At 71.3% G+C, this 26,284-nt stretch carries 25 protein-coding genes; 12 read left to right on the forward strand and 13 right to left on the reverse strand.

Translation table 11 applies throughout. From position 1 onward, the window contains the following. Positions 1–73 precede the first annotated feature (73 nt). A complete protein-coding gene (locus HQK15_RS06270; RefSeq protein ID WP_173490523.1) occupies positions 74–2,392 on the reverse strand; it encodes a hypothetical protein in 2,319 nt (772 codons plus the stop codon). A 217-nt stretch (positions 2,393–2,609) separates the two neighbouring features. Here HQK15_RS06270 and HQK15_RS06275 point away from each other — a divergent pair, with 217 nt between their 5' ends. The 4 genes from HQK15_RS06275 (at position 2,610) to purL (ending at position 7,008) form a co-directional block, all read left to right on the forward strand. Further along, entirely contained in the window at positions 2,610–3,338 is a 729-nt protein-coding gene (locus HQK15_RS06275) for an ABC transporter (protein WP_173490524.1), read from the forward strand. 3 nt (positions 3,339–3,341) lie between these two features. Continuing rightward, positions 3,342–3,506 carry a hypothetical protein gene (locus HQK15_RS06280; protein ID WP_173490525.1) on the forward strand — a complete coding sequence of 55 codons (165 nt, stop codon included), beginning with the start codon at positions 3,342–3,344 and terminating at the stop codon, positions 3,504–3,506. A 37-nt stretch (positions 3,507–3,543) separates the two neighbouring features. After that, positions 3,544–4,623: an NADH:flavin oxidoreductase/NADH oxidase gene (locus tag HQK15_RS06285; protein WP_173490526.1), complete on the forward strand. Its 1,080-nt coding sequence runs from the start codon at positions 3,544–3,546 to the stop codon at positions 4,621–4,623. A 114-nt stretch (positions 4,624–4,737) separates the two neighbouring features. Further along, on the forward strand, positions 4,738–7,008 hold the full coding sequence (purL, locus tag HQK15_RS06290; protein WP_173490527.1) for a phosphoribosylformylglycinamidine synthase subunit PurL: 2,271 nt from the start codon (positions 4,738–4,740) through the stop codon (positions 7,006–7,008). A 20-nt stretch (positions 7,009–7,028) separates the two neighbouring features. On the opposite strand, the gene HQK15_RS06295 is transcribed toward purL, so the two are convergent. Next, positions 7,029–9,911: a fibrinogen-like YCDxxxxGGGW domain-containing protein gene (locus HQK15_RS06295; RefSeq protein WP_173490528.1), complete on the reverse strand. Its 2,883-nt coding sequence runs from the start codon at positions 9,909–9,911 to the stop codon at positions 7,029–7,031. A gap of 96 nt (positions 9,912–10,007) precedes the next feature. Here HQK15_RS06295 and HQK15_RS06300 point away from each other — a divergent pair, with 96 nt between their 5' ends. Together HQK15_RS06300 and HQK15_RS06305 are read left to right on the forward strand one after the other, a co-directional pair. After that, positions 10,008–10,358: a sterol carrier family protein gene (locus HQK15_RS06300; protein ID WP_173490529.1), complete on the forward strand. Its 351-nt coding sequence runs from the start codon at positions 10,008–10,010 to the stop codon at positions 10,356–10,358. A 92-nt stretch (positions 10,359–10,450) separates the two neighbouring features. Beyond that, positions 10,451–10,864, forward strand: a complete 414-nt coding sequence (locus HQK15_RS06305) for a hypothetical protein (protein ID WP_173490530.1) — start codon at positions 10,451–10,453, stop codon at positions 10,862–10,864. Positions 10,865–10,891: 27 nt separating this feature from the next. Here HQK15_RS06305 and HQK15_RS06310 read toward each other — a convergent pair whose 3' ends face one another. The 4 genes from HQK15_RS06310 to HQK15_RS06325 form a co-directional block, all read right to left on the reverse strand. Then, positions 10,892–11,617, reverse strand: a complete 726-nt coding sequence (locus HQK15_RS06310) for a glycerophosphodiester phosphodiesterase (protein ID WP_173490531.1) — start codon at positions 11,615–11,617, stop codon at positions 10,892–10,894. Positions 11,618–11,620: 3 nt separating this feature from the next. Then, positions 11,621–12,961: a glycoside hydrolase domain-containing protein gene (locus HQK15_RS06315; protein WP_173490532.1), complete on the reverse strand. Its 1,341-nt coding sequence runs from the start codon at positions 12,959–12,961 to the stop codon at positions 11,621–11,623. Positions 12,962–13,118: 157 nt separating this feature from the next. Continuing rightward, complete coding sequence (locus tag HQK15_RS06320; RefSeq protein WP_173490533.1) at positions 13,119–14,684, reverse strand: long-chain-fatty-acid--CoA ligase; 1,566 nt, start codon at positions 14,682–14,684, stop codon at positions 13,119–13,121. An 87-nt stretch (positions 14,685–14,771) separates the two neighbouring features. After that, positions 14,772–15,221: an SRPBCC family protein gene (locus HQK15_RS06325; protein ID WP_173490534.1), complete on the reverse strand. Its 450-nt coding sequence runs from the start codon at positions 15,219–15,221 to the stop codon at positions 14,772–14,774. Between the two features lie 64 nt (positions 15,222–15,285). Between HQK15_RS06325 and HQK15_RS06330 the strand changes: the two genes are divergently transcribed. From HQK15_RS06330 to HQK15_RS06350, 5 genes are all read left to right on the forward strand, one after another. Then, entirely contained in the window at positions 15,286–16,089 is an 804-nt protein-coding gene (locus tag HQK15_RS06330; protein WP_173490535.1) for a phytanoyl-CoA dioxygenase family protein, read from the forward strand. A gap of 52 nt (positions 16,090–16,141) precedes the next feature. Next, positions 16,142–17,635, forward strand: a complete 1,494-nt coding sequence (gene purF / locus HQK15_RS06335) for an amidophosphoribosyltransferase (protein ID WP_173490536.1) — start codon at positions 16,142–16,144, stop codon at positions 17,633–17,635. Beyond that, positions 17,632–18,699 (forward strand): phosphoribosylformylglycinamidine cyclo-ligase, encoded by a 1,068-nt coding sequence (gene purM, locus HQK15_RS06340; RefSeq protein WP_173490537.1) that lies wholly within the window; start codon positions 17,632–17,634, stop codon positions 18,697–18,699. The genes purF and purM overlap by 4 nt, the downstream gene beginning before the upstream one ends. A gap of 114 nt (positions 18,700–18,813) precedes the next feature. Beyond that, the gene (locus HQK15_RS06345; protein ID WP_173490538.1) at positions 18,814–18,984 is read left to right on the forward strand and encodes a DUF3073 domain-containing protein; all 171 of its coding nucleotides are present in this window, start codon (positions 18,814–18,816) and stop codon (positions 18,982–18,984) included. Between the two features lie 104 nt (positions 18,985–19,088). Beyond that, on the forward strand, positions 19,089–19,580 hold the full coding sequence (locus HQK15_RS06350; RefSeq protein ID WP_173490539.1) for an ATP-binding protein: 492 nt from the start codon (positions 19,089–19,091) through the stop codon (positions 19,578–19,580). A gap of 2 nt (positions 19,581–19,582) precedes the next feature. On the opposite strand, the gene HQK15_RS06355 is transcribed toward HQK15_RS06350, so the two are convergent. The 5 genes from HQK15_RS06355 to HQK15_RS06375 form a co-directional block, all read right to left on the reverse strand. Further along, positions 19,583–20,704 (reverse strand): Glu/Leu/Phe/Val dehydrogenase dimerization domain-containing protein, encoded by a 1,122-nt coding sequence (locus HQK15_RS06355; protein WP_367649077.1) that lies wholly within the window; start codon positions 20,702–20,704, stop codon positions 19,583–19,585. Positions 20,705–20,810: 106 nt separating this feature from the next. Beyond that, entirely contained in the window at positions 20,811–21,584 is a 774-nt protein-coding gene (locus HQK15_RS06360; protein ID WP_367649078.1) for an FAD:protein FMN transferase, read from the reverse strand. Positions 21,585–21,594: 10 nt separating this feature from the next. Further along, positions 21,595–22,029 carry an FMN-binding protein gene (locus HQK15_RS06365; protein WP_173490541.1) on the reverse strand — a complete coding sequence of 145 codons (435 nt, stop codon included), beginning with the start codon at positions 22,027–22,029 and terminating at the stop codon, positions 21,595–21,597. Between the two features lie 4 nt (positions 22,030–22,033). Beyond that, a complete protein-coding gene (locus tag HQK15_RS06370; RefSeq protein WP_367649079.1) occupies positions 22,034–23,434 on the reverse strand; it encodes a ferredoxin reductase family protein in 1,401 nt (466 codons plus the stop codon). Next, complete coding sequence (locus HQK15_RS06375; RefSeq protein WP_173490542.1) at positions 23,431–23,961, reverse strand: hypothetical protein; 531 nt, start codon at positions 23,959–23,961, stop codon at positions 23,431–23,433. Before HQK15_RS06375 ends, HQK15_RS06370 begins: the two co-directional genes overlap by 4 nt. Before the next feature lie 135 nt (positions 23,962–24,096). Between HQK15_RS06375 and HQK15_RS06380 the strand changes: the two genes are divergently transcribed. Beyond that, a complete protein-coding gene (locus HQK15_RS06380) occupies positions 24,097–25,554 on the forward strand; it encodes an NAD-dependent malic enzyme (RefSeq protein WP_173490543.1) in 1,458 nt (485 codons plus the stop codon). On the opposite strand, the gene HQK15_RS06385 is transcribed toward HQK15_RS06380, so the two are convergent. Continuing rightward, positions 25,495–25,791: a hypothetical protein gene (locus HQK15_RS06385; protein WP_173490544.1), complete on the reverse strand. Its 297-nt coding sequence runs from the start codon at positions 25,789–25,791 to the stop codon at positions 25,495–25,497. The genes HQK15_RS06380 and HQK15_RS06385 overlap by 60 nt on opposite strands. Then, entirely contained in the window at positions 25,788–26,252 is a 465-nt protein-coding gene (locus HQK15_RS06390; protein WP_173490545.1) for a MarR family winged helix-turn-helix transcriptional regulator, read from the reverse strand. The genes HQK15_RS06385 and HQK15_RS06390 overlap by 4 nt, the downstream gene beginning before the upstream one ends. Between the last annotated feature and the right edge of the window lie 32 nt (positions 26,253–26,284).

Genomic DNA, 26,284 nt, shown 5'->3' on the forward strand with positions numbered 1-26,284 from the left:
CGAGCCCCGTTCCCGTCTCATCAGCCCCGGCCAGAAGGCTAGGGCAGATGTTGGGTCCCCGTCACCCACCTGCTCAGGTCCGGTCGACGTGGCGGTGCGACATGGGATCGGCCAGCTGCTGGAGGTGGGACCGGGTGTCAGCATCGAGATCGGTCTTGCGGCGAGCCATGTCGAGCACGTACTGCGCGACCTCGGCAGCGAACAGGTGGGCACCACGCTCGTGCAGGTCGTCGGCAAGCTTTGCCAGGGCTGGGATGTCGTAGTCACGCGCTGCCCACGCGAAGCGCTGCCAGATCGCCGGAGTGCCCGACGGGTCGACGAGCCCGTCGACGGCCTGCAGCAGCATGGGCAGGTGGGGCGGGCCTCCGATCTGCACGCTGAGGACCGCAGCGTCGATCTCGGAGAGGCGCAGACCGCGCTCGCGGGCCTCGTCCATCACCCCGGCGAGGATGACCAGGGCCTCCTCGGGCTCGGCGAGCGCGTCGTGGGCGCACGCCTGCGTGATCCGCCGCTCGAGGTCGTGCTGGACCCGGTCCGCCGGGTGGCTCGTCGAGATCTCGAGCATCTCGCGGGCCTCGTCCGGGCGCTCGACCTGGACGAGGATCTGGGCGAGCATGCCTTCGACCCATCCGCGGATCTGGTGCGGGTCGTGACGTCGAAGCCCCGCCAGGCAGAGGCGGGCGTTGACCAGGGCCTGCTGGACGTCGCCGCGGAAGAGCTCGAGCAGCCCCCGCAGCGCCGTGGTCATCCGTCCGCTGCCGGCGTGGCCGAAGATGCCCGAGGAGTAGGCCTGGATCGCTTGCTCGGCACCGGCCAGGTCGACGGCCGAGATCAGGGCGAGGATCTGGCACTCGCGAGTGACGTCGAGGTGGAAGGCACTGACGGTCTCGGGGCACTGGAGCAGGATCTGCAGGGCGAACTCGGCCGACTCGACCGCCTGCACGGGGTGTCCTGAGTGCCTCTGCACCAGCGACAGCGCGGTGAAGGCCGCCGCCTGGTTGTGAGGCGAGAGCCGGCCGGAGAACGTGAGGGTGCGCAGCTGGTGGGTCAGCTCGTCCCCGCCCTCGAAGAACGCTCGCTCGAGCAGGCCGGCCAGCGTGTTCACGGCCGCGCGTCGCCGCGCCTCCTCGGGGTCTGTCGCCGCGATCGCCTGGTCCACCAGCCGTGCCCGGACCGGGCCGGAGGCGAGGCGAGAGGTCCATCGCAGATAGGGGAGCAGCTCGTCCTCGGTGAGCTCGCTCGGCTCCAGCGACGCGAACATCTCGCTCAGGGCGGTGGTGTCGCCAAGCTCGACCAGCGCGAAGGCGCGTTCGATGGGCTCGACGACGATCCCCGACTCGTTGTGGTCGGGATGCGTGTAGACCAGGGTGCGGCGGTGACGCCCGGACAGGTTGGCCTCACGGGCCGCGCGCCCGGCCAGCTCGACCGGGAGGAGGCGTCCGGCGGTGCGCCACCAGTCGGCTGCGTGCAGGGCGACCCCCGGACGCTCGAGCGACGACGTCAGCACGCCGGCGAACCGGTCGAAGAGCTCGATCTGTCGCTCACGCGGCATGGTGCGCTGGACGAACGTCGACTCGGCCCGGGACGTGAACGCCAGTCCGGCCCCGAGCGTGCGCAGCGTGCCGTGACGCAGGGCGCCGTCGATCGTGTCGTCGTCGAGGTGGCGCCGCGCCTCCTCGAGGTCGAGCTCACCCAGCAGCGCGGTCAGGTGGATGACGTCGCTGACCGCGTCGCCGCCTCCCAGTCGTTCCACCACGGGGGGTGCCCAGAGGCCGGCCAGCCGGTCGGCCGTGGCGGCGGAGCCGGCAGGGTTCACGACGAGGACGCCCTCGACGGGAACGATCATCCCGGAGTCGAACGCGGCGTCGCTGACCTCGCGGATGACGCCGTAGGAGCCCTCGGTGCGCTCGACGAGCAGCTCGACGACGGTCGGGTGTGGTGCTGCTCCGAATCGCAGCCGGAGCAGCTCGCTGATGGTGGGACGGTCCAGCGGCGGGATGTCGATGACCTCGGCGACCGACAGCAGTCGCTGCTGCTCGGAGACGGTCTCGGGCGTGAGCGTGGCGATCAGGCGGATGTCGCCCGTGGCGGAGAGACGGATCAGCACCTCGATGCTCTCGGGATCACACAGGTCGGCGTTGGCGATGATGAGCACCGGCGCGACCTCGACGAGGCCGCGCAGGATCTGTCGGACTTCGGCCTCGGCCGTGTGGACCGTGTCGGTGTGGTCGAGGTGGAGGCCGGTCAGCAGCTGCTGCACGGCGAAGAAGCGCAGGTCGTCCTCGCCGAGACGTGCGACGTGCCGGGTCCACACGGGGCCCTCCGGCACTCCGGCGACGTCGGCAGCGAGGCGGTTGCGGCTCCCGCCGAGCGGGCCCACGATGACCAGCACCGACCGGCGCTCGAGGAGCTGTCGGGCCTGGGAGATGAACGCGGCCGAAAACGGAGCCGGCCATGGGCCAGCCGGCTTCGCGTTCCTCGGTTCCGACATCGTTCCGCTCTTCTCGTCCGGCCCCTGGACGCCTCAAACGATAGACCCGACGGTCATGTCGCGACATTCGGCCCGCCAGATCGTGACATCGGGAGTGTCAAGGTCCTACGCTTCCGGCATGGATCTTCGCGGAGTCGCCCTGTTGCCCCTGCGAGTCACGGTGGCTGCCACCCAGGCGACCCTGGGTCTGGGCCAGCTGGCCTCGCCCAACGGTCCGATCCTGCGCGAGGGCGGCTACGCGACCCGCTTCGCACAGCTGTTCGCCGAGGGTGGACTGCTCGATCAGCTGGCCAGGATCCTCGCGGACGAGCGGGGGCCCATCGGGCTGGCCAACACCTTTGCCGACCTCACGTCGGACGACCGGCCGATCGGCAAGGCGCTGGCCCGCGACGGCCTGCTGGACCGCATGGCCGACGAGGACGGCCCCTTCGTCCGGCTGCTCGAGGCCGGAGGACCGCTCGACCGGGCACTGTCCGAGGACGGTCCGCTCTACCGATTCCTCGCGCCGGGCGGCCCGCTCGACCGGTTGCTCGCCGAGGAGGGCGCGCTCGACCGGGTGCTGGCCGAGGACGGGCTCCTCGAGCAGCTGCTGGCTGACGACGGCATCCTGGAGAAGCTCCTCGCGCCGGGCGGCACCCTCGACCAGCTGATCTCGCTGGGGGCGACGTTCGACGCGATCGTGCCCCGCCTCGAGGCCCTCGGGCACGCGATCCCCACCCTCAACAGCGCGGTCACGGTGCTCAGCGGTGCGGTGGAGCCGCTCGGTGCCCTGGCCGGACGTCTTCCGGGTGGACGGCGCCGACCCGCGGTCGAGCCGTTCGTCACTGCCGCGCCCGACGTGGACTGAGCCATGATCGACGTCCCGCAGACCCGCAGCAACCGTTTCTCGCGGCTGCCGGCTCGCGTGCGGCTCGAGGACACCGTCACCTCCTGCGACACCGAGCCGGTGCCCGACCCCGAGGGCGGCCGCGACACCGACCGTGACTTCCTGATCCGCTACGGCTTCGGCCTCTGAGGGGAATGGTCGGGGCGACTCGTCCGTTGCCTCTCGTGTGACTGCTCTCTTCGCACCCCTGACCCTGCGCGGCGTCACCGCCCGCAACCGCATCTGGCTCGCACCGATGTGCCAGTACAGCGCCTTCGACCGCGACGGCATGCCCACCGACTGGCACCTGGTCAACCTCGGCCAGCACGCGACCGGCGGTTTCGGTCTCGTCATGACCGAGGCGGCCGCCGTGGTGCCGGAGGGGCGGATCAGCCCGGAGGACGTCGGCATCTGGTCCGACGAGCACATCGCTCCGTGGCGGCGGATCGCCGACTTCGTCCGCGGCCAAGGTGCGGTGCCGGCCATGCAGCTCGCCCACGCCGGCCGCAGGGCATCGACCTACGGCCTGAGCGGGGCCGCGGGCACGGTGCCGGCGACCGACGGCGGGTGGGAGCCACGGGGGCCGTCGGCCGTCGCGTTCGAGGGCTACGTGGTGCCGGCCGAGCTCGACGTCGACGAGATCACAGCGATCCCCCGGGCGTTCGCCGAGGCGGCGGCCCGGGCCGAGCAGGCCGGGTTCGACGTCGTCGAGATCCACGCTGCGCACGGCTACCTGCTCCACCAGTTCCTCTCGCCCCTGGCCAACCAGCGCACGGACGGCTATGGCGGCTCGTTCGAGGCCCGGACCCGCCTGGTCGTGGAGGTCGCCGACGCCATCCGTGCCGTCTGGCCCGACGACAAGCCGCTCTTCGTCCGGCTGTCGGCGACCGACTGGGCCGACGGCGGGTGGGACGTCGAGCAGTCCGCGCGCCTCGGCGCGATCCTCAAGGACCACGGTGTCGACCTCGTCGACGTGTCGTCCGGCGGGCTGGTCGCTCACCAGAAGATCACGGTGGGACCGGGCTACCAGGTGCCGTTCGCCGCCGAGGTGCGTCGCGACAGCGGGCTGCCGACCGTCGCGGTCGGACTCATCACCGAGCCCGCGCAGGCCCAGCAGGTGCTGGCCGACGGGTCGGCCGACGCCGTGATGCTCGCCCGGGTCGCGATCCGTGAGCCGGCGTGGCCCCTGCGGGCGGCCCACGAGCTCGGTGTGGCGCCGCAGGATGCGCCCTACCCGCCGCAGCACGCCCGCGGAGCCTGGCGCTAGACCGCGAGTGGCGCAGGATGAAGGAAATGAGACGGCGAGTCGTCCACATCTGCGCCACTCGCGGTTCGATGTGCGCCGGTCGGCGGGCTCGCAGGGACCGATAGGATTCGGTACGTGACTGCAGCCCGCCAGCTCGACACCGTTGCCCACGCCTCCAGCACCCCCGACCAGGGGCAGCCCTGGGCCGAGCTGGGACTCCGCGAGGAGGAGTACGCGAGCATCCGCGAGATCCTCGGCCGTCGCCCCACGGGCGCCGAGCTGGCGATGTACTCGGTCATGTGGAGCGAGCACTGCTCCTACAAGTCGAGCAAGGTCCACCTGAAGAAGTTCGGCGACCTGCCGCAGGAGACACCGCTCGGCAAGACCCTCGCCGGCATCGGCGAGAACGCCGGCGTCATCGACATCGGCCAGGGCTACGCCGTGACGTTCAAGGTCGAGTCGCACAACCACCCGTCCTACGTCGAGCCCTACCAGGGCGCGGCGACCGGCGTGGGCGGCATCGTCCGCGACATCCTCGCGATGGGCGCCCGTCCGGTGGCGGTCATGGACCCGCTGCGCTTCGGCCCCCTCGACGCCGATGACACGCGTCGCGTCCTGCCCGGCATCGTGGCCGGCGTCGGTGGCTACGGCAACTGCCTCGGCCTGCCCAACGTCGGTGGCGAGGTCGTCTTCGACGAGACCTATGTCGGCAACCCGCTGGTCAACGCCCTGTGCGTCGGTGTGCTGCGACACGAGGACCTCCACCTCGCCTTCGCGTCGGGCGTCGGCAACAAGGTCGTCCTGTACGGCGCTCGCACCGGCGGCGACGGCATCGGCGGTGTGTCCGTGCTCGCGTCCGAGACGTTCGAGTCGACCGGCCCGTCGAAGCGTCCCGCCGTCCAGGTCGGCGACCCGTTCATGGAGAAGCTGCTCATCGAGTGCACCCTCGAGCTGTTCGCGGCCAAGGTCGTCAACGGCATCCAGGACCTCGGCGGCGCGGGCCTGTCGTGCGCGACCTCCGAGCTCGCCTCGGCCGGCAGCGGCGGCATGCACGTCGAGCTCGACACGGTCCCGCTGCGTGACTCGACCCTCTCGCCCGAGGAGATCCTCATGAGCGAGTCGCAGGAGCGCATGATGGCGGTCGTCGAGCCCGAGCACCTCGAGGCCTTCATGGCGATCTGCGAGAAGTGGGACGTCGAGGCCGTCGTGGTCGGCGAGGTCACCGACGGCGACCGCCTGATCATCGACTGGCACGGCGAGACCGTCGTCGACGTCCCGCCCCGCTCGGTCGCGCACGACGGCCCGACCTACAACCGGCCCTTCGCCCGTCCGGCCTGGCAGGACGAGCTGCAGGCCGACGGCGCCGGCCGGCTGGCACGCCCTGCCACGGGCGACGAGCTGCGTGACCAGCTCGTGGCGGTCGTGTCGTCTCCCAACATGGCCGACAAGTCGTGGGTCACCGACCAGTACGACCGCTACGTGCAGGGCAACACCGTGCTGGCCCAGCCCGAGGACGCGGGCGTCATCCGCATCGACGAGGACACCCACCTCGGCGTCGCGGTCTCGACCGACTGCAACGGTCGCTTCGCCAAGCTCGATCCCTACGTCGGAGCGCAGCTCGCCCTCGTGGAGTCCTACCGCAACGTCGCCGTCACCGGCGCGCTGCCGCTCGCGGTGACCGACTGCCTCAACTTCGGCTCGCCGGAGAACCCCGACGTCATGTGGCAGTTCGAGCAGGCGACGCACGGCCTCAAGGACGCCTGCGCGGTGCTCGGCATCCCGGTCACCGGCGGCAACGTGTCGTTCTACAACCAGACCGGCGAGACCCCGATCCTCCCGACGCCCGTCGTCGGCGTCCTCGGCGTCATCGACGACGTCCGCCAGCGCATCACCCAGGGCTTCGTGGCCGAGGGCAGCCACGTGCTGGTGCTGGGCGAGACGCGCGACGAGCTCTCGGGGTCGACCTGGGCCGATGTCGTCCACGGGCACCTCGGCGGCCTCCCGCCGGTCGTCGACCTCGCCGCCGAGCAGGCCCTCGCGGGGCTCATGGTCGAGGCCGCGCAGACCGGGATCCTCGAGTCGGCGCACGACCTCTCCGACGGCGGGCTCGCCGTCGCGCTGGCCGAGGCGGCGTTCCGTCACGGCGTCGGTGTCACGGTCGACCTGGACGATCCGTTCCTCGAGCTGTTCAGCGAGTCGTCGGCCCGGGCGATGGTCGTCGTGGCCGAGGATCGCCACGAGGAGCTCGTCGCCCTGGCGCAGAAGCACGGGGTCGAGCTGGCGTCGGTCGGTCGTACGGGCGGAGCCGACCTGGTCGTCGAGGGCCAGCTCAGCGTCGCGGTCGCCGATCTCAAGGCCGCCTGGCAGGCCACCCTGCCGGCGGTGCTCGGTGCGCACCTGGCCTGAGCCGGCCCGGCGGTGGCTTGCTACTTGCGGGTGCCGGTGACCGTCAGCTGGTGCGTCATGTCGGCGGTCGAGGTGCCGCTGAGGCGGACGTCGACGGCGATGCGGTTCTTGCCGTCGCGCAGCAGCGACAACGGGATCTCGAACGTCCACGCCTCGCCGACCGCTGCTGACGTCGACACGGCCGAGTCGGCCGGGACGACGCCTGCGGTGACCCGCCTGCGCTTGACCTCCTCGCCGTTGACCATCACCACGGCCCCGTCGTCGGCGCGGGTGCTGACGATGATCCTGGAGTAGGCCGAGACGTCGTCGATGTCGAGCGATCGCCGGAAGTAGGCACGCTCGACTCCGGCGGGCCGGGCCAGCGACGTCTGCAGCCCCGGTGCCCCGAAGCCGAGGGGAGCCTGGCCGTAGGTCCAGCCGGCGTCGTCGGTGCTGGTCTTCCAGTCGGAGGCGGGGGACGGTGACTGGAACCAGTAGGCCCAGTAGGCACTTGAGCCGATCAGCGTGGTCGTGCCCGCCGACGTGGCCGCAGCGGTGACGGCTGAGGTCGAGGCCGAGCGGTTGCCCACGCCGTCGGTGGCGCGGACGAAGAAGCGGTCACCGGCCGCGGAGTCGCTCACCGTGACCGACGTGGCACCCGGGTCGGCGATCTCGACGACCTTGCCGTCTCGGAGGATCTCGTAGGAGACGCCGCTGGTGGCCGACGCCGTCCACGACACCGTCGCGGTGGAGCCGGACACCGACGCACGCGGGCCGGTGGGGGCGGCGGGCGGGGTGTGCGGGCGCATCGCGAAGCGGACGAAGCCCTGCGTGACCTGGGCGGAGCCGTCGCGGCCCACGACGCTCTGGTAGTCGCCGCCTGCCCACAGGGTGCCGTCGCTGGCCGACAGCAGGGCCCACGGCCCCTCGCCGTTGCGCATCTTCGACGTCGGCGCGAACTGCGGGTAGTAGGCGCCGGTCGCTGCGTTCCACGCGCCGAGGTAGCCGATGCGGTCGACCTGGGTGTAGCCCGAGGCGCGCGGCGAGTCGTAGCGCGAGGTGCCGCTGTAGTTCCAGTTGTTGCAGTGGCAGGAGCCGTAGACGACGCCGCCCTGGGCCGCCGTCGCCTGCAGGTCGCCACCGCTGAGCGTGATGTTCTTGGCCGACAGGCCCAGGCTCGACGAGGTGTAGGAGAAGAAGCTGTGCTGGCTGCCACCGAGCCAGACCCGGCTGCCGACCCGCTTGACGGTCTGCTGGTACCGGTTGCGCGGGGCGGACGTACTGGACTTCACCGACCACGACTGGAAGGTCGCCGGTGTCGACGTCTTGATCGCTGCGGCTCCCGGCTTGGACACCGCCGACCTGCCGTCGTCGCCGACGTAGCCCTGCTGGAACTGGCCGGCGGCGTAGACCCGGGAGCCGTCGTCGGAGACGTCGAGCGACAGGACGCTCGAGCTCAGGGACCGCTTGCCGTTGGACTGGACGATGCCCGAGCCCAGGTTGGGTCGCCACCCGGTGCTCGGTGCCCCGGTGGCGGCGCTGACACGCAGGATGTTGCGAAAGGAGTAGCTCTTGCTGCTCTTGCCGCCCTTGTAGCTGGTGAAGCCGCCGCCGACGTAGAGGTGGGAGCCCGAGACGTCGAGGGCGCGCACCCAGCGCTTGGCGCCCTTGGTGCCCTGGCCGATCGTGGCCTTGAAGCCGGAGTAGCGCGCGCCGGTCGTCGCGCTGACGACGACCAGGCCGGTGGCAGCCTTGCCGTCGAGGGTGGAGAACTCGCCGCCGACGGCGAGCCGCCCGTTGGGCAGCGCTGCGAGTGCCTTGACCTGGTTGTTGAGTCGCGGCCGGAACGACGAGATCCACTGGCCGCTCGTCGCGTCGAACGCAGCGAGATAGGGCTGGCTCGCCGACGCGCTCCCGTCGGAGCGGCGAACCGTGGTGAAGTTGCCGCCGACATAGACACGGTTGCCGATCTGGGCGAACGCCGAGACCTCGGTGGCGTAGTAGAGCGAGCCGCCCTTGCCGAGACCGGTGACGCCCCACGGCTGGGGGAGCGCGCCCGACTCGGGGATCGCCGGTGCGGCCTGGGCGGGGGTGCCGCTCGCCGGCACGGCCGGGTAGGTCATCGAGGACGTCAGGGTCCGGGGACGCAGCCAGACCCGGGTGAACGGTGAGGCGTACTGACCGCCCGCGACGGTCGAGTAGAGATAGCTCGAGTCGCTCGTCGATCCCGCGGGGCCGTTCTTGCCGTAGAGGAAGCCGCGGACGTAGTTGTTGGTCGACGTGTTCGCCGTCCAGGTGCGCTGGGAGTCCGAGCCGATCGTCAGGTCGCGGGTGTACTGGGACTTGGCGGTGGTGGTGCCGTTGACCGAGTAGGACGAGACCGGGATGCCGGGGTCGGCGGCAAGCGCCCACGTCCAGCGGTCGCGGGACTTCAGCCGGATCCGCACCTCCTGGTAGGCCGTGCCCGCCTGGTTGGTGGCCCGTTGGAGCCGGATGCCGTCGGCGAGGCCGTCGACCCGGCCGCCACCCAGCAGGGCGTCGATCGTCCGACCGGGCAGCTGCTTGGCGTAGAAGGCTGACGGCCCCGAGACGGGGGAGGCGACCGACGTCGTGCTGCCCCGGCCGTCGCCGCCCTCGACCCAGCCGTGGCGACCCCGTGCGACCAGCACCCAGCCGCCGCCGTCGGTGGCCTGGTCGCAGTAGAAGCGGGTCGGCGCCTGCAGCTGGGGGGTCACGAGCCAGTACTGCCCGCTGCCGCCGTCGGGATCGTTCTTCTTGACCTCCCAGCACGAGGCGGCCGCGCGCTCGGGCGAGCTGCCGTCGTGGACGACGGCGGCCTCGGCGGGGGAGCCGGCGACGGCCACGAGGGTCACCGATGCGACTGCGGCCGCCACGAGGCTGGCGATGCGGGCACGACGAGTCATGGGGGTCTCTCTGCGATGGGGGTGCAGGGATGAAGAGGATCCGGTGGAGACGGTATGACGCGAAAGGGCGATCGAATCCGTGACTAGGCTGGGCGCATGGCCCGCCACACCCCGCTGACGCACGAGGAGTTCGCCGCGATCTGCGCGCGCCTCGACGCCGGCGATCCGTCCCGCCAGGACCTGAAGGCGGCTACCAAGCACCTCGCGGCCCTGCTGGTGCACCGCGCACCGGGAGCCAGCGTCGAGGTGCGCATCCCGCCGTTCGCCGCGGTCCAGTGCATCGCCGGCGCGCGCCACACCCGCGGCACGCCGCCCGCGGTCGTGGAGATGGACCCCCTCACCTGGATCGCGCTCGGGCGGGGGCGTCTCGCCTGGTCCGACGCCACGATCCGGGCCTCGGGGGAGCGGTCCGACCTGTCGCACCTCCTGCCGCTCGACGTCATCTGAACGTCACGAGATCGGTAGCAAAAAACCCGTGACCGCAGGGGGACCTGCCGCTACGATCGTCGCGGAGGGACCGATCTCAGCGAGGGTGACGCGTGACGTTGGAACAACAGGACCTCGCCAGGCAGTGGGCACACCACCTGAGCGGGCTCGATCCCACACGCCGTGCCGCCGTGCTCCAGGCGCTGCAGCACTCCTCCGACACCGGCTGGCCCGCCTCCGAGCAGTCCGTGCGGCTGCTGGTCGCCTATGCCGACGGCGAGATCACGGCGCGTGACTACGCGGCCGGCATCCTGGCGTCGATGGGCCTGTCGTTCGACGACCGGGTCGCGCTCGACGTGAGGCCGCCGGCCCGGTCGTCGTACGTCGCGGGTGCCGTCGACGCCCCCATGCCGCCGGCGCCCCACGAGCCGGTCGAACCTGCACCGGTGCGCCGGGAGGATGCCGTGCACGCCTACGTCACGGGCCAGATCCCGGTGGGCGAGTTCCTGCGCATCGCCCGCAGCTGAGCGTCCCGGAGGGCGAGGCAGCCGCGGTCAGCGCCGGGCCGCGAGCGCCCGCTCGGGGTGGTTGGTCGTCACCATCCACACGTCGGGATCGTTCATCCAGCGTGCGAGCTCGTCGGGCCGGTCGACGGTCCACACGAGCAGCGGCAGCCCGCGGCGTCTCGCGTACGCCCTGAGCGACCACCGGGCGACCGCCTTGTGGGAGACCACGACGTTGGCGCGGCTCCACCAGACTCGGGTCCGGGGAAAGGCCGACTCGGCCCGCGCGAGCAGGCGCCCGAGGCGGCTGCCGTGCGAGGAGCGGGGGCTCGACGACAGCCCGACGAGCAGGCCGGGCGCGTGGAGCCGCGACCAGGCGACGAGGCGCCGGACCGACGCGTCCTCGGCCGTCGTGATGACGACGTCGGCGACGCCGAGGACGCCGAGGATGCGGCTGACGAGCTCGACCTCCCGGCCCGCGACCTTGAGGTCGACGTGCGCCTTGACCCGTCCGCGCACGAGGGCGAGGACGTCGTCGAGCGTCACCAGCACGACCCCCGTGAACTCGTCGAGCCGGTGCCCGGCGATCGACCGGCTGGCGCCGTCGTCGGTGAGCTGGTCGTCGTGGAAGACGACCGCGGTCCCGTCGGCGGTCAGCCGGACGTCGAACTCGACGTAGTCGCAGCCCAGCGCGATCGCGTCCTCGAACGCCGCGAGGGTGTTCTGCGCCGTGTGGTCGTCACCGGCGCCGCCGCGGTGCGCCGAGACCAGCGCCATCGCTCAGGCGGTCTTGCCGCGCTGCAGCTGGCCCCACACCGTCGACTCGGTCGTCGTGTAGCCCGAGAGGCCCCGAGCCTTGCGGTAGGCCTCGACCGCCTTGACGGTGTTGTTGTCGTAGACGCCCGTCATGCGGGGTCGCAGGCCGGCCGCGATGAGCGAACGCTGCAGCCGCCAGACCGACTGCCCCACCGAGCCGTACTTCAGCACGCGGGGGTTGGTGCCGTGGGCCAGCAGGGCGGTCCACGTCGGGCGGGTGGTGCGGCCGGCAGCGGACCAGCCGCGCTTGGCCCGGAACGCGTCGATCGCCTTGGCGGTGCCGGTGCCGAAGGTCGAGTCAATCGTCTTCATGAAGCCTTGCGTCTTGAGCAGGCACTCCAGTGCGGCGACCTCGGGGCCGGTGCTGCCGACCTTGAGAGCGGGGTAGGAGGTGAACGTCATCCGTGTGCCGCAGGGCAGGGACTGCTTCACGGCGACCGAGCCGCGGCCGACGTCGAGGAAGTTCTTGTCGATGTTGAGCGTCTTTCCGCCGTACGTCACGTTGATGCCGTTGTGGTACTGGTGGATCCGCTGGTGGTTCTTCCAGCCGTCGTCGGACAGGTAGGGCCCGCCGTCGGTGTCGGCGACCTTGTTGACCCAGGCGATCCACATCTGGTCGGGCAGGGTGAAGCCCGCACGCTTCGAGGCGCGAGCCTCGTCGATCGCGGCGATCGCCGCGGACCCGCTGGAGTAGACCCCGGACTTGTAGCCCTGGTCGTGGAGGTACTCGGTCCAGGCGTCGGCGAACTGCAGGACGATCGTGTCGCACGCCGACGTGCGGGCGTACCACTCGATGTCGAGGTAGGAGTAGCTCCCCTTGCCGAAGCCGTACTTCGTGAGGGCGGCGATCGTCTCCTTGGCCTCGTCACGGGCCTGGCTGCGCGCCTTGCTGACGACGGACGACATGTGCTTCTTCTGCACGCGGCTGTTGGGGTTGTTCTTGAAGCAGGGGGCCTGCCGGCCGACGTGGATCGGCATGAAGCGCCATCCGCGCGACGCGTTCTTGGCGACCCAGGCCTTGCTGAGGTTGGGCTGGTAGGCGTCGCCGCAGTAGCGCGAGTTGCCCGAGACGTAGATGCCGATCGCGCTGAACGGCGACCGCAGGTTCCACGTGTCCATGACGCCCTGGGACGGCGCGACACAGGCGTCGAAGCCGTGGCCCGTGAAGCTGCCGGGAGCCTGTGGCTCGGCGGCGGAGGCGGGGACGGACAGGAGGACGGACGCGGCCAGGCCGGTCAGGAGACCGGTGATCGTGAGCCGCGAGGGGGAAGACGGTTTGATGGGGGGGCCGGGCACCAGGCGCATGGTGACGAGGGTACGTGCTGGGTGAGAGGTCTGTCACGAAACGCGTGTTGCTGGAGTGACGAGGTGGACGAGCGCCGCTAGGCTTGTCGCATCGCGGCCCCGGTCCCTCCCCTGGATGATCGGGGCCGCGTTACGTCGTCGTCCGGGCGCCCGCGGATCAGACCTGCCGGGCCCCGTCGCCCCAGTAGGGCTTGCGCAGGTCGCGCTTGAGGATCTTGCCCGACGGGTTGCGCGGCAGCGCCTCGACCACGTCGATCGAGGTCGGCGCCTTGTAGCCGGCGAGCCGTTCGCGGGCGAAGGCGATCAGCTCGTCGGCCGTCGCCGACTGGTCGGGCCTGAACGCGACGACGGCCTTGACCGTCTCGCCCCAGCGGTCGTCGGGCACGCCGATGATCGCGATCTCGGCCACGGCCGGGTGCTCGGCCAGGACGCGCTCGACCTCGGGGGAGTAGACGTTCTCGCCGCCGGTGATGATCATGTCCTTCAGACGGTCCTCGATGAACAGGAAGCCGTCGTCGTCGACCCGTCCGAGGTCGCCGGTGCGCACCCAGCCGTCGGGGGTGATGAGCTCGGCGGTCGCGTCGGGGCGACCGATGTAGCCGATCGTGGCCTGCGGGGTGCGGAACCACACCTCGCCGGAGCTGCCGGTCGGCACGTCCTCCAGCGTCGTCGGGTCGACGATGCGCATCTCGGCCCGGGCCACGGGACGACCGGCCGAGACGAGCCGCTCGGGGTGGGCGGCGTCGCGGTGGGCGGCATCGTCGAGGATCGTGATGACGCCGCCGAACTCGGTCATGCCGTAGACCTGCTGGAACTCGGTGTCGGGCCAGGCGTCCATCGCCGCCCGCAGGACCGGCAGCGGCATGGGGGCTGCTCCGTAGCCGACCGCCTTGAGCCGGCCGAACAGGCCCATCGCCTGCGGGCCGGCCGCGACCAGGGCTGCGACGACGGCCGGCACGAGGAACGCGTGGGTGGCGCCGGCCATGATGCCGCCGGCCATCAGCGTGGCGTCGACCTCGGGGACGATGTAGCCCGGGACCCCGAGCACGGGTCCGAGCAGGGCGTAGGACGTGCCGCCGACGTGGAACATCGGCATCGCGACGAGCATCATGTCGCCGTCGCCGTAGCGGGTGTCGCCGGCACCGTTGAGGCTGTGCTCGACCATGGCCTGCTGGGTCAGCTGCACGCCCTTGGGCCGCCCGGTCGTGCCCGAGCTGTACATCACGACGCAGACGTCACCGGGATCGACGTCGGGCAGGCGGTCGCTGGGGGTTCCCGCGGCGAGCCAGGCCTCGAGCTGGTCGTGCTCGCCGCCGACCACGATGATTGTCGGGGCGTGCTGCAGCCGGTCGCGCACGAGCTCGAGCTGGTCGACGAGCTGGTGCCCCACGAACACGACCGTGGCACCGCAGTCGTTGAGCACGTAGTCGAGCTCGTCGCCGGCGAGACGCCAGTTGACGACGGTCGTCGCCGCGCCGATCTGGCAGCCCCCGAGGAGGATCTGCAGGACGGCGGGGTTGTTCTTGTCGAGGATCGCGACGCGGTCGCCGCGTCGCACGCCCGCGGCCTGCAGGGCACCCGCGGCCTGCCGGACCGTCTGCCACGCCTGCGACCACGACCACGTCCGGTCGCCGAAGACCCAGCACGGCTGGTCGGGACGCTCGGCGGCGCGCGCCCGGAGGAAGTCGGGCAGGAACGTGGCGGGTGGGATCGTCGCGGTCATGGGGTCCCCTCGGTGGCTGTGACGTGGATCACGCCACCCTAGGGGGTCCGGTCAACCGCCGTCATCGGCCGTTGACCGCCGCAACCGTCACGACTCGAGGGTCTCCGCGAGGCGCTCGAGCGTCTTGCGCATGCCGGACTTGGCCTTCGGCGCCATCTTGCTGCGCTTGAGGAAGAACTTCTGCTTGTCCTTCGACACGTCCCAGGTCTCCTTGACGAGCGTGCCGTCGGCGACGGGCTCGAGCTCGTAGCGCCAGATGCGTCCGCCGACGAGGCCCTTGGCGCCCGTCGTCCGCCACGCGATGCGCCGGTCCTGCTCGAACTCCACGACCTCGTTGGACGTCGTGTAGCCGACCCCCATGTGCATCGACATGCCGAACTTCGTGCCGAGGCTCAGCGGCCGTGAGGGCTGCTTGGTGCCCCGGACCGTCCCCGATCCGTCGAACTCGGCGTGCTTGGCGGCGTCCGAGAGCAGGGCGAAGATGTCCGCTGCCGGGGCCTTGATCGTGCGCTCGACGGTGATCGTGTCCGATGTCATGGGTCCATCTGATCGGTCCGCCGATCTGCCCGCAACCCCAAGTGGTCGTCGCTAGGCTGCGGCCATGACGCTGGTGGACGAGCAGACCGTCGAGGACTATCGCCGGGACGGGGTGGTCTGCGTCCGCGGGCTGCTCGACCCCGACGAGGTGGAGTGGGCGCGCGAGGCCGTCGCGGACGTGCTCGAGGCCCCCGGGCCCCTCGCGCAGGTGGCGAGCGGGGCGGACGATCCCGGCTTCTTCATCGAGGACTTCCGCCGGTGGCGCGACCTCCCCGCGATCGGCGACCTGGCGCTGCACTCCCGGGCCGGACAGGTCGCCGCCGAGCTGATGCGCTCGCCGACCGTGCGGCTCTTCCACGACCACGTGCTCGTCAAGGAGGGCGGGACGACCCAGCGGACGCCGTGGCACCAGGACCAGCCCTACTACAACGTCGACGGCCGGGGCGTCAGCGCCTGGATCCCCGTCGATCCCGTGCCGGAGGGCGGCTGCCTCGAGCTGGTCGCCGCGACGCACCGGGGTCCGTGGCTGATGCCGCGCACGTTCCTCGACGGCGAGGCCAGGTGGTTCCCGGAGGGCTCGCTGCAGGAGCTGCCCGACATCGAGGCCGATCGGGCCGCTTACGACATCCGGCGCTTCGAGATGGAGCCGGGCGACGCGATCTTCTTCGACTTCCTGACGGTGCACGGAGCGCCCGGCTTCCCGTTCGCCGGCCGGCGCCGCGTCCTGTCGCTCCGCTACCTCTCCGCCGAGGCCCGCCACGCGCCCCGGCACTGGCGCACCTCGCCACCGTTCGACGGGCTCGTCGACGAGCTCGACGACGGCGCGTCGATGGACCATCCCCTCTTCCCGGTCGTCTGGCCGGCCTGACGTCACACCGAAAGATTGGGACCTGGCAGGGACCGGCCCCTACACTTGTGACGTGCCCCGCGGAGATGGACGCCTCACCCATGACCTTGATCCTCAGGACGCCGGACCCCAGGACGCCTGTGGCGTCTTCGGTGTCTGGGCGCCCGGCGAGGAAGTCGCCAAGCTGACCTACTTCGGTCTCTATGCGCTGCAGCACCGCGGCCAGGAGTCCGCAGGCATCGCGGTCAGCAACGGCCGACAGATCCTCGTCTACAAGGACATGGGGCTCGTCTCCCAGGTCTTCGACGAGGCGACGCTCGAGTCGCTGAAGGGCGAGGTCGCGATCGGCCACGCGCGCTACTCGACCACCGGCTCCAGCGTCTGGCACAACGCCCAGCCGACGTTCCGCCCGACGGCGGCCGGCTCCGTCGCCCTCGGTCACAACGGCAACCTCACCAACACCGCCGAGCTGATCGACCTGCTCCGCGCCCGCGACGCCGAGTCCGGCCGCGACTCCGGCAAGGGCGAGACCGCGACGTCCGACACCTCGGTGATGGCCTCGCTGCTCGCGTCCTACCCCGACCGCTCGGTCGAGGAGGCCGCCCTCGAGGTGCTGCCGCTGCTGCGCGGCGCCTTCTCGCTCGTGTTCATGGACGAGGGCACGCTCTACGCCGCTCGCGACCCCCAGGGCATCCGCCCCCTCGTGCTGGGTCGCCTCGAGCGCGGCTGGGTCGTCGCCAGCGAGACCGCCGCCCTCGACATCGTCGGCGCCTCCTTCATCCGCGAGATCCAGCCCGGCGAGTTCGTCGCGATCGACGAGAACGGTCTGCGGTCCGAGCGCTTCGCCAAGGCCGAGCCCAAGGGCTGCATCTTCGAGTACGTCTACCTCGCCCGTCCCGACACGACGATCTCCGACCAGCGCGTGTTCTCGGTGCGCGCCGAGATCGGTCGCCGGCTCGCCCGGGAGTTCCCCGTCGACGCCGACCTGGTCATCCCGGTGCCGGAGTCGGGCACGCCGGCCGCGATCGGCTATGCCGAGGAGTCGGGCATCCCGTTCGGTCACGGCCTGGTCAAGAACTCCTACGTCGGCCGCACGTTCATCCAGCCGTCGCAGACGCTGCGCCAGCTCGGCATCCGGCTCAAGCTCAACCCGCTGCGCGACGTCATCGCGGGCAAGCGGCTCGTCGTCGTCGACGACTCGATCGTCCGCGGCAACACTCAGCGCGCCCTCGTGCGGATGCTGCGCGAGTTCGGCGCCGCCGAGGTCCACGTGCGCATCTCGTCGCCGCCGGTCAAGTGGCCCTGCTTCTACGGCATCGACTTCGCCTCGCGCGCCGAGCTCATCGCCAACGGCATCTCGGTCGACGAGATCTGCCGGTCGATCGGCGCCGACTCGCTGGCGTACGTCACGCTCGACCAGCTCGTCGAGGCGACCAACATCCCCAAGGACAACCTGTGCCGGGCGTGCTTCGACGGCATCTATCCCGTCGCGCTCCCGGAGGACGACCTGATCGGCAAGCACCTCCTCGAGGTCCAGGACCAGCTCCCGCTCGAGGTCATCCAGTGACCGGCACCCCGACGTCCTACGCCTCGGCCGGCGTCTCCATCGAGGAGGGCGACCGCGCGGTCGAGCTCATGAAGGAGTGGGTCGAGAAGGCCCGTCGTCCCGAGGTCGTCGGTGGCATCGGCGGCTTCGCCGGGCTCTTCGACGCCACCGCGCTCAAGGCCTACGACCGTCCGCTGCTGGCGACGTCCGCCGACGGTGTCGGCACCAAGGTGCAGATCGCCCAGCGCATGGACAAGCACGACACGATCGGCTTCGACCTGGTCGGCATGCTGGTCGACGACCTCGTGGTGTGCGGCGCGGAGCCGCTGTTCATGACCGACTACATCGCGACCGGCAAGGTCGTCCCCGAGCGCATCGCCGACATCGTCAAGGGCATCGCCCAGGCGTGCGCCGAGTCGGGCACGGCCCTGCTGGGTGGCGAGACCGCCGAGCACCCGGGCCTGCTGGGCGTCGACGAGTACGACATCGCCGGCTCCACGACCGGCGTCGTCGAGGCCGATGCGCTGCTGGGCGCCGAGCTCGTCCGCCCCGGTGACGTCGTCATCGCGATGGCGTCGAGTGGTCTGCACTCCAACGGCTACTCGCTGGTGCGCCACGTGTTCTTCACGCAGGCGGGCTGGGAGCTCGACCGGCACGTCCCCGAGCTCGGCACGACGCTGGGCGAGGAGCTGCTGACCCCGACGCGGCTCTACACGCTGCCGTGCCTGGCCCTGGCCAAGGCCGTCGAGGTCCACGCGATGTCGCACATCACCGGCGGCGGGCTCGCAGCCAACCTGGCCCGGGTCGTTCCCCCGACCGTGTCGGTGCGCGTCGACCGCTCGTCGTGGACGCCGCAGCCCGTCTTCGGTCTCGTCGGATCGCTCGGTGGAGTCTCCCAGGCCGATCTCGACCTGGCGCTCAACATGGGCGTCGGCATGGTCGCCCTCGTGGCGCCCGACGCGGCCGACGGGGCTCTGCGCCTGCTCGCCGAGCACGGCATCGACGCCTGGATCGCGGGCGACGTCGCCGAGGCCGGCGTGCACGGCGAGGGCGGAACAGTCACCCTCACCGGCTCCCAGGGCTGAACCTGTTCGAGAATCTCGGGCCCATTGGGGGGTCGATGACACTTTTGTTGTCACCTTTGGGTACGATTGTCAGCACGACAAACTGACTATTTCTCTGCGAGGGGGTCGAGCCTTATGGGCCGCGGCCGTGCGAAAGCCAAACAGACCAAAGTTGCGCGCGACTTGAAGTACCGGACTCCGGACACAGACTTCAACACCCTGCAGCGTGAGCTCCATGGTGAGTCGGGCGACCCGATTCCGGAGCAGTACCGCGACCTCGAACGAGAAGACCCGGCGGCCAGCTGAGGCTGGTCACGACGCACGACTGGCGCGAGCCGGTCGACGTCGATCACATCGTCGCGATCCGTCGTGACGCTGCACGCCGCGCGATCGGTGGCGCACTGCACCAGGTGCTCGAGGTGCTGGCCTACGCCCTCGACGAGGCCGCCTGCGGAACGACGCGCGCCATCGACGTGATCGTGCACTCCGACGGATCGGTGTCGGTGGCGGATGACGGTCGGGGCACCGACACGCGGCAGGACGACCGCGGGGTGTGGAGGGTCAAGCCGGTCATGGCGACAGCCGACCTCAGGTTCTTCGACGTCCCGGGCGCGCCGGTGCTCACGGACGGTCTGCCCCGCGCCGGCATGTCGGTCGTCACGGCGCTCAGCGAGTGGCTCGTCCACACCAACGTCCGCCACGACACGGCGTGGTCGGCGCGCTACGAGTGGGGCCTGCCGGCCGGACCTCCTGAGTCGGTCGAGGCGGGCCGAACGACCGGCACCACCGTGCGGTTCATGCCCGACACGGGCCTGCTCGGTGGGCCGCTCGACGTGGCGGCCCTGGGCGCGGCGATCGCGGCGGTGCGTTCGCCCGCCGCGATCCACCTCGCTGGTGCCTGAGGTCAGCCCTTCGGCAGGTAGACCTGACGCAGGCGTCCGACCTCGCGCATGCGCTGCTCGGCCACGCGGTCAGCGGCGATCGACGGCGGGACGCCGTCGGCCTTGGCCCGCTCCAGCACGCTCAGCGTCGTGTCGAAGATCTTGGTCGCCCGCATCTTGGCCCGGTCGAAGTCGAAGCCCTCGAGCTCGTCGGCGACCTGGATGACCCCGCCGGCGTTGACGCAGTAGTCGGGGGCGTAGGTGATGCCGCGCTCCTCGAGACGCTTCTCGATGCCGTCGTGGGCCAGCTGGTTGTTGGCCGCACCGCACACGACGGTGGCGGTGAGGGCCTCGATCGACTCGTCGTCGAGCGCGCCGCCGAGGGCGCAGGGTGCGTAGATGTCGAGCGGCTCGCGGATGAGCGTGTCGGTGTCGGCGACCGCGGTGATCGACGGGTAGGTCTCACGCAGCGCCGTCACGGCCGGCTCGTAGGGGTCGGTGACGACGACGTGGGCGCCCTCGTCGACGAGGTGACCGACCAGGTGCCTGCCGACCTTGCCGACGCCGGCGACGCCGATCCGCTTGCCGGCCAAGGACGTGTCGCCCCACAGGTGCTGGGCCGAGGCGCGCATCCCCTGGTAGACGCCGAAGGCGGTGAGCACGGACGAGTCGCCGGCGCCGCCGTGCTCGACGGTCCGGCCGGTGACGAACTCGCACTCGCGGGCGATGAGATCCATGTCGGGCGAGAACGTGCCGACGTCGCACGCCGTGAAGTAGCGGCCGTTGAGCGACTGGACGAACCGTCCGTAGGCGCGCAGCAGCGCCTCGGTCTTGAGGGTCGTGGGATCGCCGATGATGACGGCCTTGCCGCCGCCGAGGTCGAGGCCGGCCAGCGCGTTCTTGTAGGCCATGCCCTGCGACAGGTTGAGGACGTCGGTGAGCGCGTCGGCCTCCGAGGCGTACGGGTAGAAGCGGGTGCCGCCGAGGGCGGGGCCGAGGGCCGTCGAGTAGATGGCGATGATCGCCTTGAGGCCGGTGGCCTCGTCGTGGCAGAAGACGACCTGCTCGTGCCGGCTGCCGAAGGGCGACGGCGCGTGGGGCGAGGGGGGTGTCGTCGGGACGGGCGGGGTGCTGCGATCGGTCACGGTAGTGCTCTCTGTCGTGGATGGCGGGGGAGCGGTGGTGGGCTCCTCCATCGGATGAGCCGCGGGGTGGTGCGGCTCACACCTGACTCTACTCGTGACGGCGGGTTCAGGCTGCCGGTGTGCGCACGCTCGTCGTCGTCCCGTCCTTCCAGACGACGAGGCCGGTCCGGTCGGGGCGGGTCTGCAGCCAGCCGGCCGCGTCCGGTCCGTGGGCGAACGCGGCGGTCGCGTCGATGTCGGCCCAGGTCAACGATCCCGTGACGACCGTGACCGACGCGACGCCCCGGGGCACGAGCCCCGTGCGCCCGTCGAGGATGTGCTGACCGCGGTGCGCGGTGCCCGACGTCGCCACCGCGCCGTCGACGATCGGCAGGACGGCCAGCACCCGCTCCGGCGCTCGCGGGTCCTCGATGCCGATCCGCCAGCCGGTCGAGCCGACGACCCGGGTGCGGCAGACCATGTCGCCCCCGGCCGACAGGCAGGTGTCGGTCGCTTCGAGATGATCCAGCAGGGCTGCAGCGCGCTCGATCGCCCAACCCTTCACGACGCCGCTGGGGTCGAGGGTCCGCGATCCGTCGGGGCTCGGGATCTGGACGTCGAACGCCCCGTCGCTCGCGACGCGGGCCTGCTCGGCGATGGCCAGCACCTCGACCAGCTCGGGAGGAGCATGCTCGAGGCGCAGGGATCCGTCGCGGACGCGGGAGACCGCCGAGTCGGCCCTGTAGGTGCTGAACATCCGGTCGACGTCCCGCAGCGACGCCACGACGTCGTGCCATGCCGCGAGTCCCTCGGGCGATCGGGCGTGCCGGCCTCGCAGGGCGAGGGTGACCGGCAGGCCCATGATCTGCTCGACGTGCCGGGTGGTGCCGGTCTCGCTCACAGGTCGGCGATCACAGGTCGGCCTCGTCGATCGCCTCCTGCAGCGACTGGAGGTAGCCCTGGCTGGTGACCGTCGCGCCGCTCACCATGTCGATGCTCGCGCTCTGGGCCTGCAGCGTCTCCTCGACGAGGATCGGCAGGGCGTAGGAGTTGATCTCCTGGTCCTTCGGGTTCTGTGTCGGGTAGACCGGCACGTCCACCGCGGTGATCTTGCCGCCGGCGACGGTCAGGGCGACCTGCACCGGGCCCCAGCGGGTGTCGACCGACGGACCCGTGACGGTCGAGCTCTCGCTCGTGGTCGTCTCGTCGCTGCTGCCGCTCGACCCCTGCCTGGCAGGTGTCGCGACGATGCTCGTGTCGGCGGGGCCGGAGGTGGAGGTGTGGTAGCCGAGCAGCAGGACCAGGACGGTCAGGGTGCTCAGGGACCACAGGACGATGCGTCTCATGGGATCACCAGCTGAAGCTTTCGAGATGGATCTGGTCGGCGGGAGTGCCCGCGTCGACCAGAGTCTGGACGACCTGGGCGGTCCAGGCTGACGGGCCGCACACGTAGACGTCACGGGCGGCGATGTCGGGCACCCAGTGGGTGAGCGACCGGACGTCGCTGGCGGTGCCGGCATGGGAGCCGAGCCACGACTCGGGGGACCGGCGTGGTCCGGGCAGCCAGAGCAGCTGCAGGCCTCGCTGGGTCGCGAGGTCGGCGAGCTCGACCTCCATCAGGGGGCGGACGCGGAACCGCTGCAGCAGGACGGCCTCGCCAGGGGCGTAGTCGAGGCCCTCGGCCAGGGCGCGCAGCGGCGTGACGCCCACCCCGGCCCCGATGAACGCGACGCGGTCGCGGGTCCGGGCGCGGTCGCTGAGCCGTCCGAACGGCCCCTCGAAGACGACCCGGGTGCCGGGCTCGAGGTCGCGCAGTCGCGCGCTCTGGTCGCCCAGCGCCTTGACGGTGATGCGCAGGGTGTCGCCGTCGGGGGCTGCCGAGAGCGAGTAGGGGTTGCCTCGGGTGCGGCCGGCGCCGTTGAGGAACCGCCACACGAAGAACTGGCCCGCCTCGGCGCGAAGGGCGTGAAGGCGTCTACCGCCGAGGTGCACCGAGACGACGTCGTCCTCGACGACGACCGCCGTCACCCGCAGCTGGTGGCGCAGGTTGCGCCACAGCGGCAGCCCCATGCGGAACACGACAACGGCACCGGCCGCGACGCCCCAGGCCGTCCACCAGAAGACGGTGCGGGCGGTCGAGGTCAGCAGATCCTGGCCCGTCCACAGCTGGTGGGGCAGGGCGAGGCCGACGCCGAGATAGGCGTAGAGGTGCAGCAGGTGCCACGACTCGTAGCGCAGGCGGGCACGTGCTGCACGGATGCTGGTCATGACGACCATCACGAGGCAGACCGTTCCGGCGACGGCCAGGAGCATGCCGGGGTCGTCGATCGTCGTGCGCCAGGCCTCGGCGAGCAGGTGGGGCAGTGATCCGCCGGCGTAGCCCCAGAGGATCAGGACGATGTGCACGACCATCAGGTTGAACGAGGTGAACCCCGTCAGGCGGTGCAGGTGGGCGAGGCGATCTTGGCCGAATGCTCGCTCGAGCACCGGGAGCCGCGACATCAGCACCACCTGCGCGAGCAGCAGCACCGAGGACGTCAGCCCCGTGAGGCGGCCGACGGAAAGCAGGCCGCTCTGCCAGCCGGTGAGGTCCTGGAAGCCGCGACCGGTGGCCCACCAGTAGGCGACGAGCAGCAGGCTCAGCCACAGGGCCGAGCCCGCGGCGAGGCGCACCGCGGCGTCGACGCGGGCACGCCGCCCCCGCGGTGCGTGGGGACGTGCCGCCACCGGCGCGGTGACGGCGGCGGTCACGTGTCGTCGCCGCTGGTGCCGGTGCCGCTGCCGTCCGTGCTGCCGCCGGTTCCGTCGGGTGCGGAGCCGGGACCGAGTCGCTGTCCGTCCTGCATGCCACCGGGTCCGTGGCGGCCGTCGCCATCACCATCGGGGCGGCCCATGCCGTCGGCGCCGTAGCCGCCGGGCAGCTGCTGGCCGACCGGTCGCACGCCCGGGTCGTCGGAGCCTGCGGTGGCACGGCCGATGCCGAAGCCGGCGAGCCCGCCGACGACGACGAGGGCGACGGCGCCGGCGGCCACGACCTCACGCGTGCGTCCTCGACCCTGAGTCGGGGTGGCAGTGGTCGTCTCTGCCGTGGGCGCAGCGCCGGCCGCGGGTGCAGCCTCGAGCTCCTGCGTCTCGCCGTCGGCTGACGTATCGGGGGCTGGGGGCGCTGCCTGCCAGGCAGGGGCCGTCCGATCGGCAGGTGCCTGGCCGTCGGGGTCCTGGCCGTCTGGGGTCTGCTCTTCGGGGGTCTGGTCGGCGGGCGTCTTGTCGTCGCTCACGGGATGCTCCTTCTCGCGGTGGTGCCACCATCGTGAGCTCGCATCCTGAACGCGTGCGGGGCATCGTCTGTGACGAACCTGTGAGACAGGCTCCCCGACAAAACATGAGGCTTTCCTCGGGTTTATGCTGGGGGAGTGAAGACGACCGCCGCGCCCAGCATCTCCTACTCGATCACCATCCGCCTGGAGGTGCCGTCAGGCGGCTCGGCGATCAGTGACCTCACCACGACGGTCGAGCGAGCAGGCGGGCTCGTCACGGCGCTCGACGTCGCCGCGTCCGGCTCCGACGCGCTGCGGATCGACCTCACCTGCGCCGCCTCGGACACCGATCACTCGGCCCGGGTCGTGGAGAGCCTCCGGGCGCTCGACGACGTCGCCGTGCTCAAGGTGTCGGACCGGACGTTCCTCATGCACCTCGGTGGCGTCATCGAGACGGCGACCAAGCACCCGCTGCGCAACCGCGACGACCTCTCGATGATCTACACCCCCGGCGTCGCCCGCATCTGTCAGGCGATCGCCGCCGACAAGGAGGACGCACGCCGCCTCACGGTCAAGCGCAACAGCGTCGCCGTCGTCAGCGACGGTTCGGCCGTGCTGGGGCTCGGCAACATCGGCCCGCACGCGGCGCTGCCGGTCATGGAGGGCAAGGCCGCCCTGTTCAAGAGCTTCGCCGACATCGACGCCTGGCCCATCGTGCTCGACACGCAGGACGTCGACCAGATCGTCGAGACCGTCGCGGCGATCTCGCCGGGCTTCGCGGGCATCAACCTCGAGGACATCTCCGCCCCGCGCTGCTTCGAGATCGAGGCCCGTCTGCGCGAGCGGCTCGACATCCCGGTGTTCCACGACGACCAGCACGGCACCGCGGTCGTGGTGCTCGCGGCGCTGCGCAACGCCCTCAAGGTCGTCGGCAAGGATCTGCCGCAGGCGCGCATCGTGCTGGTCGGGGCCGGGGCCGCTGGCACCGCGGTGCTCAAGGTGCTGCTGCACGCCGGCGCCGTCGACGTGACGGTCTGCGACGTGAAAGGCGTGGTCCACACCGGGCGCGACGGGATGGACCCCTCGCTCGCATGGATCGCCGAGCACACCAACCCGGCCGGCCACACGGGCTCGCTGGCCGAGGCGCTGCCGGGCGCCGACGTCTTCATCGGCGTCAGCGCCCCCAACCTCATCACCGCGGAGGACGTCGAGGCCATGGCGTCTGACTCCGTCGTCTTCGCCCTGGCCAACCCCGATCCGGAGATCGATCCGGCGATCGCCCGCCGCCATGCGGCCGTCGTGGCCACCGGCCGCTCCGACTACCCCAACCAGATCAACAACGTGCTCGCGTTCCCCGGCATCTTCCGAGGCCTGCTCGACGCCCAGTCGCACGGCATCAGCATGGACGTGCTGATCGCCGCTGCCGAGGCGGTCGCCGGATCGGTGTCGGCCGACGAGCTCAACGCCAACTACATCGTCCCGTCGGTGTTCCACCACGACGTCCACCAGAAGGTGGCCGCGGCCGTGCGGGCGGCCGCGATCGCCGCCGATGCGTCACAGCACCCAGAAGAAGCCGATCACCGTGGGGACGATGGCCAGCGGGATCCACGCTGAGACCAGGCGCGCCCCGAGGATGAGGCGCACGACGACGTAGGTCACGACCGCGAAGACGGCGGACAGCACGAGCAGCAGCACGGCGTCGCTGTCGCGGCCCTCGCCCTTGACGACGTGGGCGACGACGATCAGGCCGAGCACTCCGTGGATCGCGACGGCGAAGAATGCGATGGCGCCGACCCGTCGCTGCACCCGGCGCAGGGCGACGAGCTGCTCGGCGGGGCTGGGGCTCGTCATGGGGTCACGCTCTCGTGGGCGGCATCGATGATGCGGTGGAGGATGGCGTTGGTCGCGACGAGGTCGTCCTCGGACATGCCGAGCCGCGAGAGCATCGTGGGCGGGACGGCCAGGGCTCGGCGTCGGAGTGTCCGCCCGTCGGCGGTGACGCTGACGGCGAGGCTGCGCTCGTCCGCGGCCGAGCGGGCGCGGCTGACGAGGCCGGCGGCCTCGAGCCGCTTGAGCAGCGGCGAGAGCGTGCCGGGGTCGAGGTGCACCAGCGTGCTGAGCTCCTTGACGGACATGCCCGTCGTGCCAGACGGGTCGTCGTGCTGCCAGAGGGCGAGCATCACCAGATACTGCGGGTGGGTCAGGCCGAGGGGGTCGAGGACCGCCTTGTAGGCGCTGACCACCTCACGCGACGCCACGGCGAGCGCGAAACACACCTGCTCCTCGAGGGCCAGCGGATCACGATCGGTCACACGATGAGTGTACCAATCATTGGTGCACCAAT

Origin of the sequence: Aeromicrobium stalagmiti (genome assembly GCF_013283745.1) — a bacterium.
GTDB classification, from domain to species: domain Bacteria; phylum Actinomycetota; class Actinomycetes; order Propionibacteriales; family Nocardioidaceae; genus Aeromicrobium; species Aeromicrobium stalagmiti.

Bases quoted from the DNA above. Each gene is read 5' to 3' on its own strand.
- HQK15_RS06275 (WP_173490524.1), top strand. From the start codon at position 2,610: ATGGATCTTCGCGGAGTCGCCCTGTTGCCCCTGCGAGTCACGGTGGCT.
- HQK15_RS06280 (WP_173490525.1), top strand. From the start codon at position 3,342: ATGATCGACGTCCCGCAGACCCGCAGCAACCGTTTCTCGCGGCTGCCG.
- HQK15_RS06295 (WP_173490528.1), bottom strand. From the start codon at position 9,911: ATGACTCGTCGTGCCCGCATCGCCAGCCTCGTGGCGGCCGCAGTCGCA.
- HQK15_RS06300 (WP_173490529.1), top strand. From the start codon at position 10,008: ATGGCCCGCCACACCCCGCTGACGCACGAGGAGTTCGCCGCGATCTGC.
- HQK15_RS06310 (WP_173490531.1), bottom strand. From the start codon at position 11,617: ATGGCGCTGGTCTCGGCGCACCGCGGCGGCGCCGGTGACGACCACACG.
- HQK15_RS06315 (WP_173490532.1), bottom strand. From the start codon at position 12,961: ATGCGCCTGGTGCCCGGCCCCCCCATCAAACCGTCTTCCCCCTCGCGG.
- HQK15_RS06320 (WP_173490533.1), bottom strand. From the start codon at position 14,684: ATGACCGCGACGATCCCACCCGCCACGTTCCTGCCCGACTTCCTCCGG.
- HQK15_RS06325 (WP_173490534.1), bottom strand. From the start codon at position 15,221: ATGACATCGGACACGATCACCGTCGAGCGCACGATCAAGGCCCCGGCA.
- HQK15_RS06330 (WP_173490535.1), top strand. From the start codon at position 15,286: ATGACGCTGGTGGACGAGCAGACCGTCGAGGACTATCGCCGGGACGGG.
- HQK15_RS06345 (WP_173490538.1), top strand. From the start codon at position 18,814: ATGGGCCGCGGCCGTGCGAAAGCCAAACAGACCAAAGTTGCGCGCGAC.
- HQK15_RS06365 (WP_173490541.1), bottom strand. From the start codon at position 22,029: ATGAGACGCATCGTCCTGTGGTCCCTGAGCACCCTGACCGTCCTGGTC.
- HQK15_RS06385 (WP_173490544.1), bottom strand. From the start codon at position 25,791: ATGACGAGCCCCAGCCCCGCCGAGCAGCTCGTCGCCCTGCGCCGGGTG.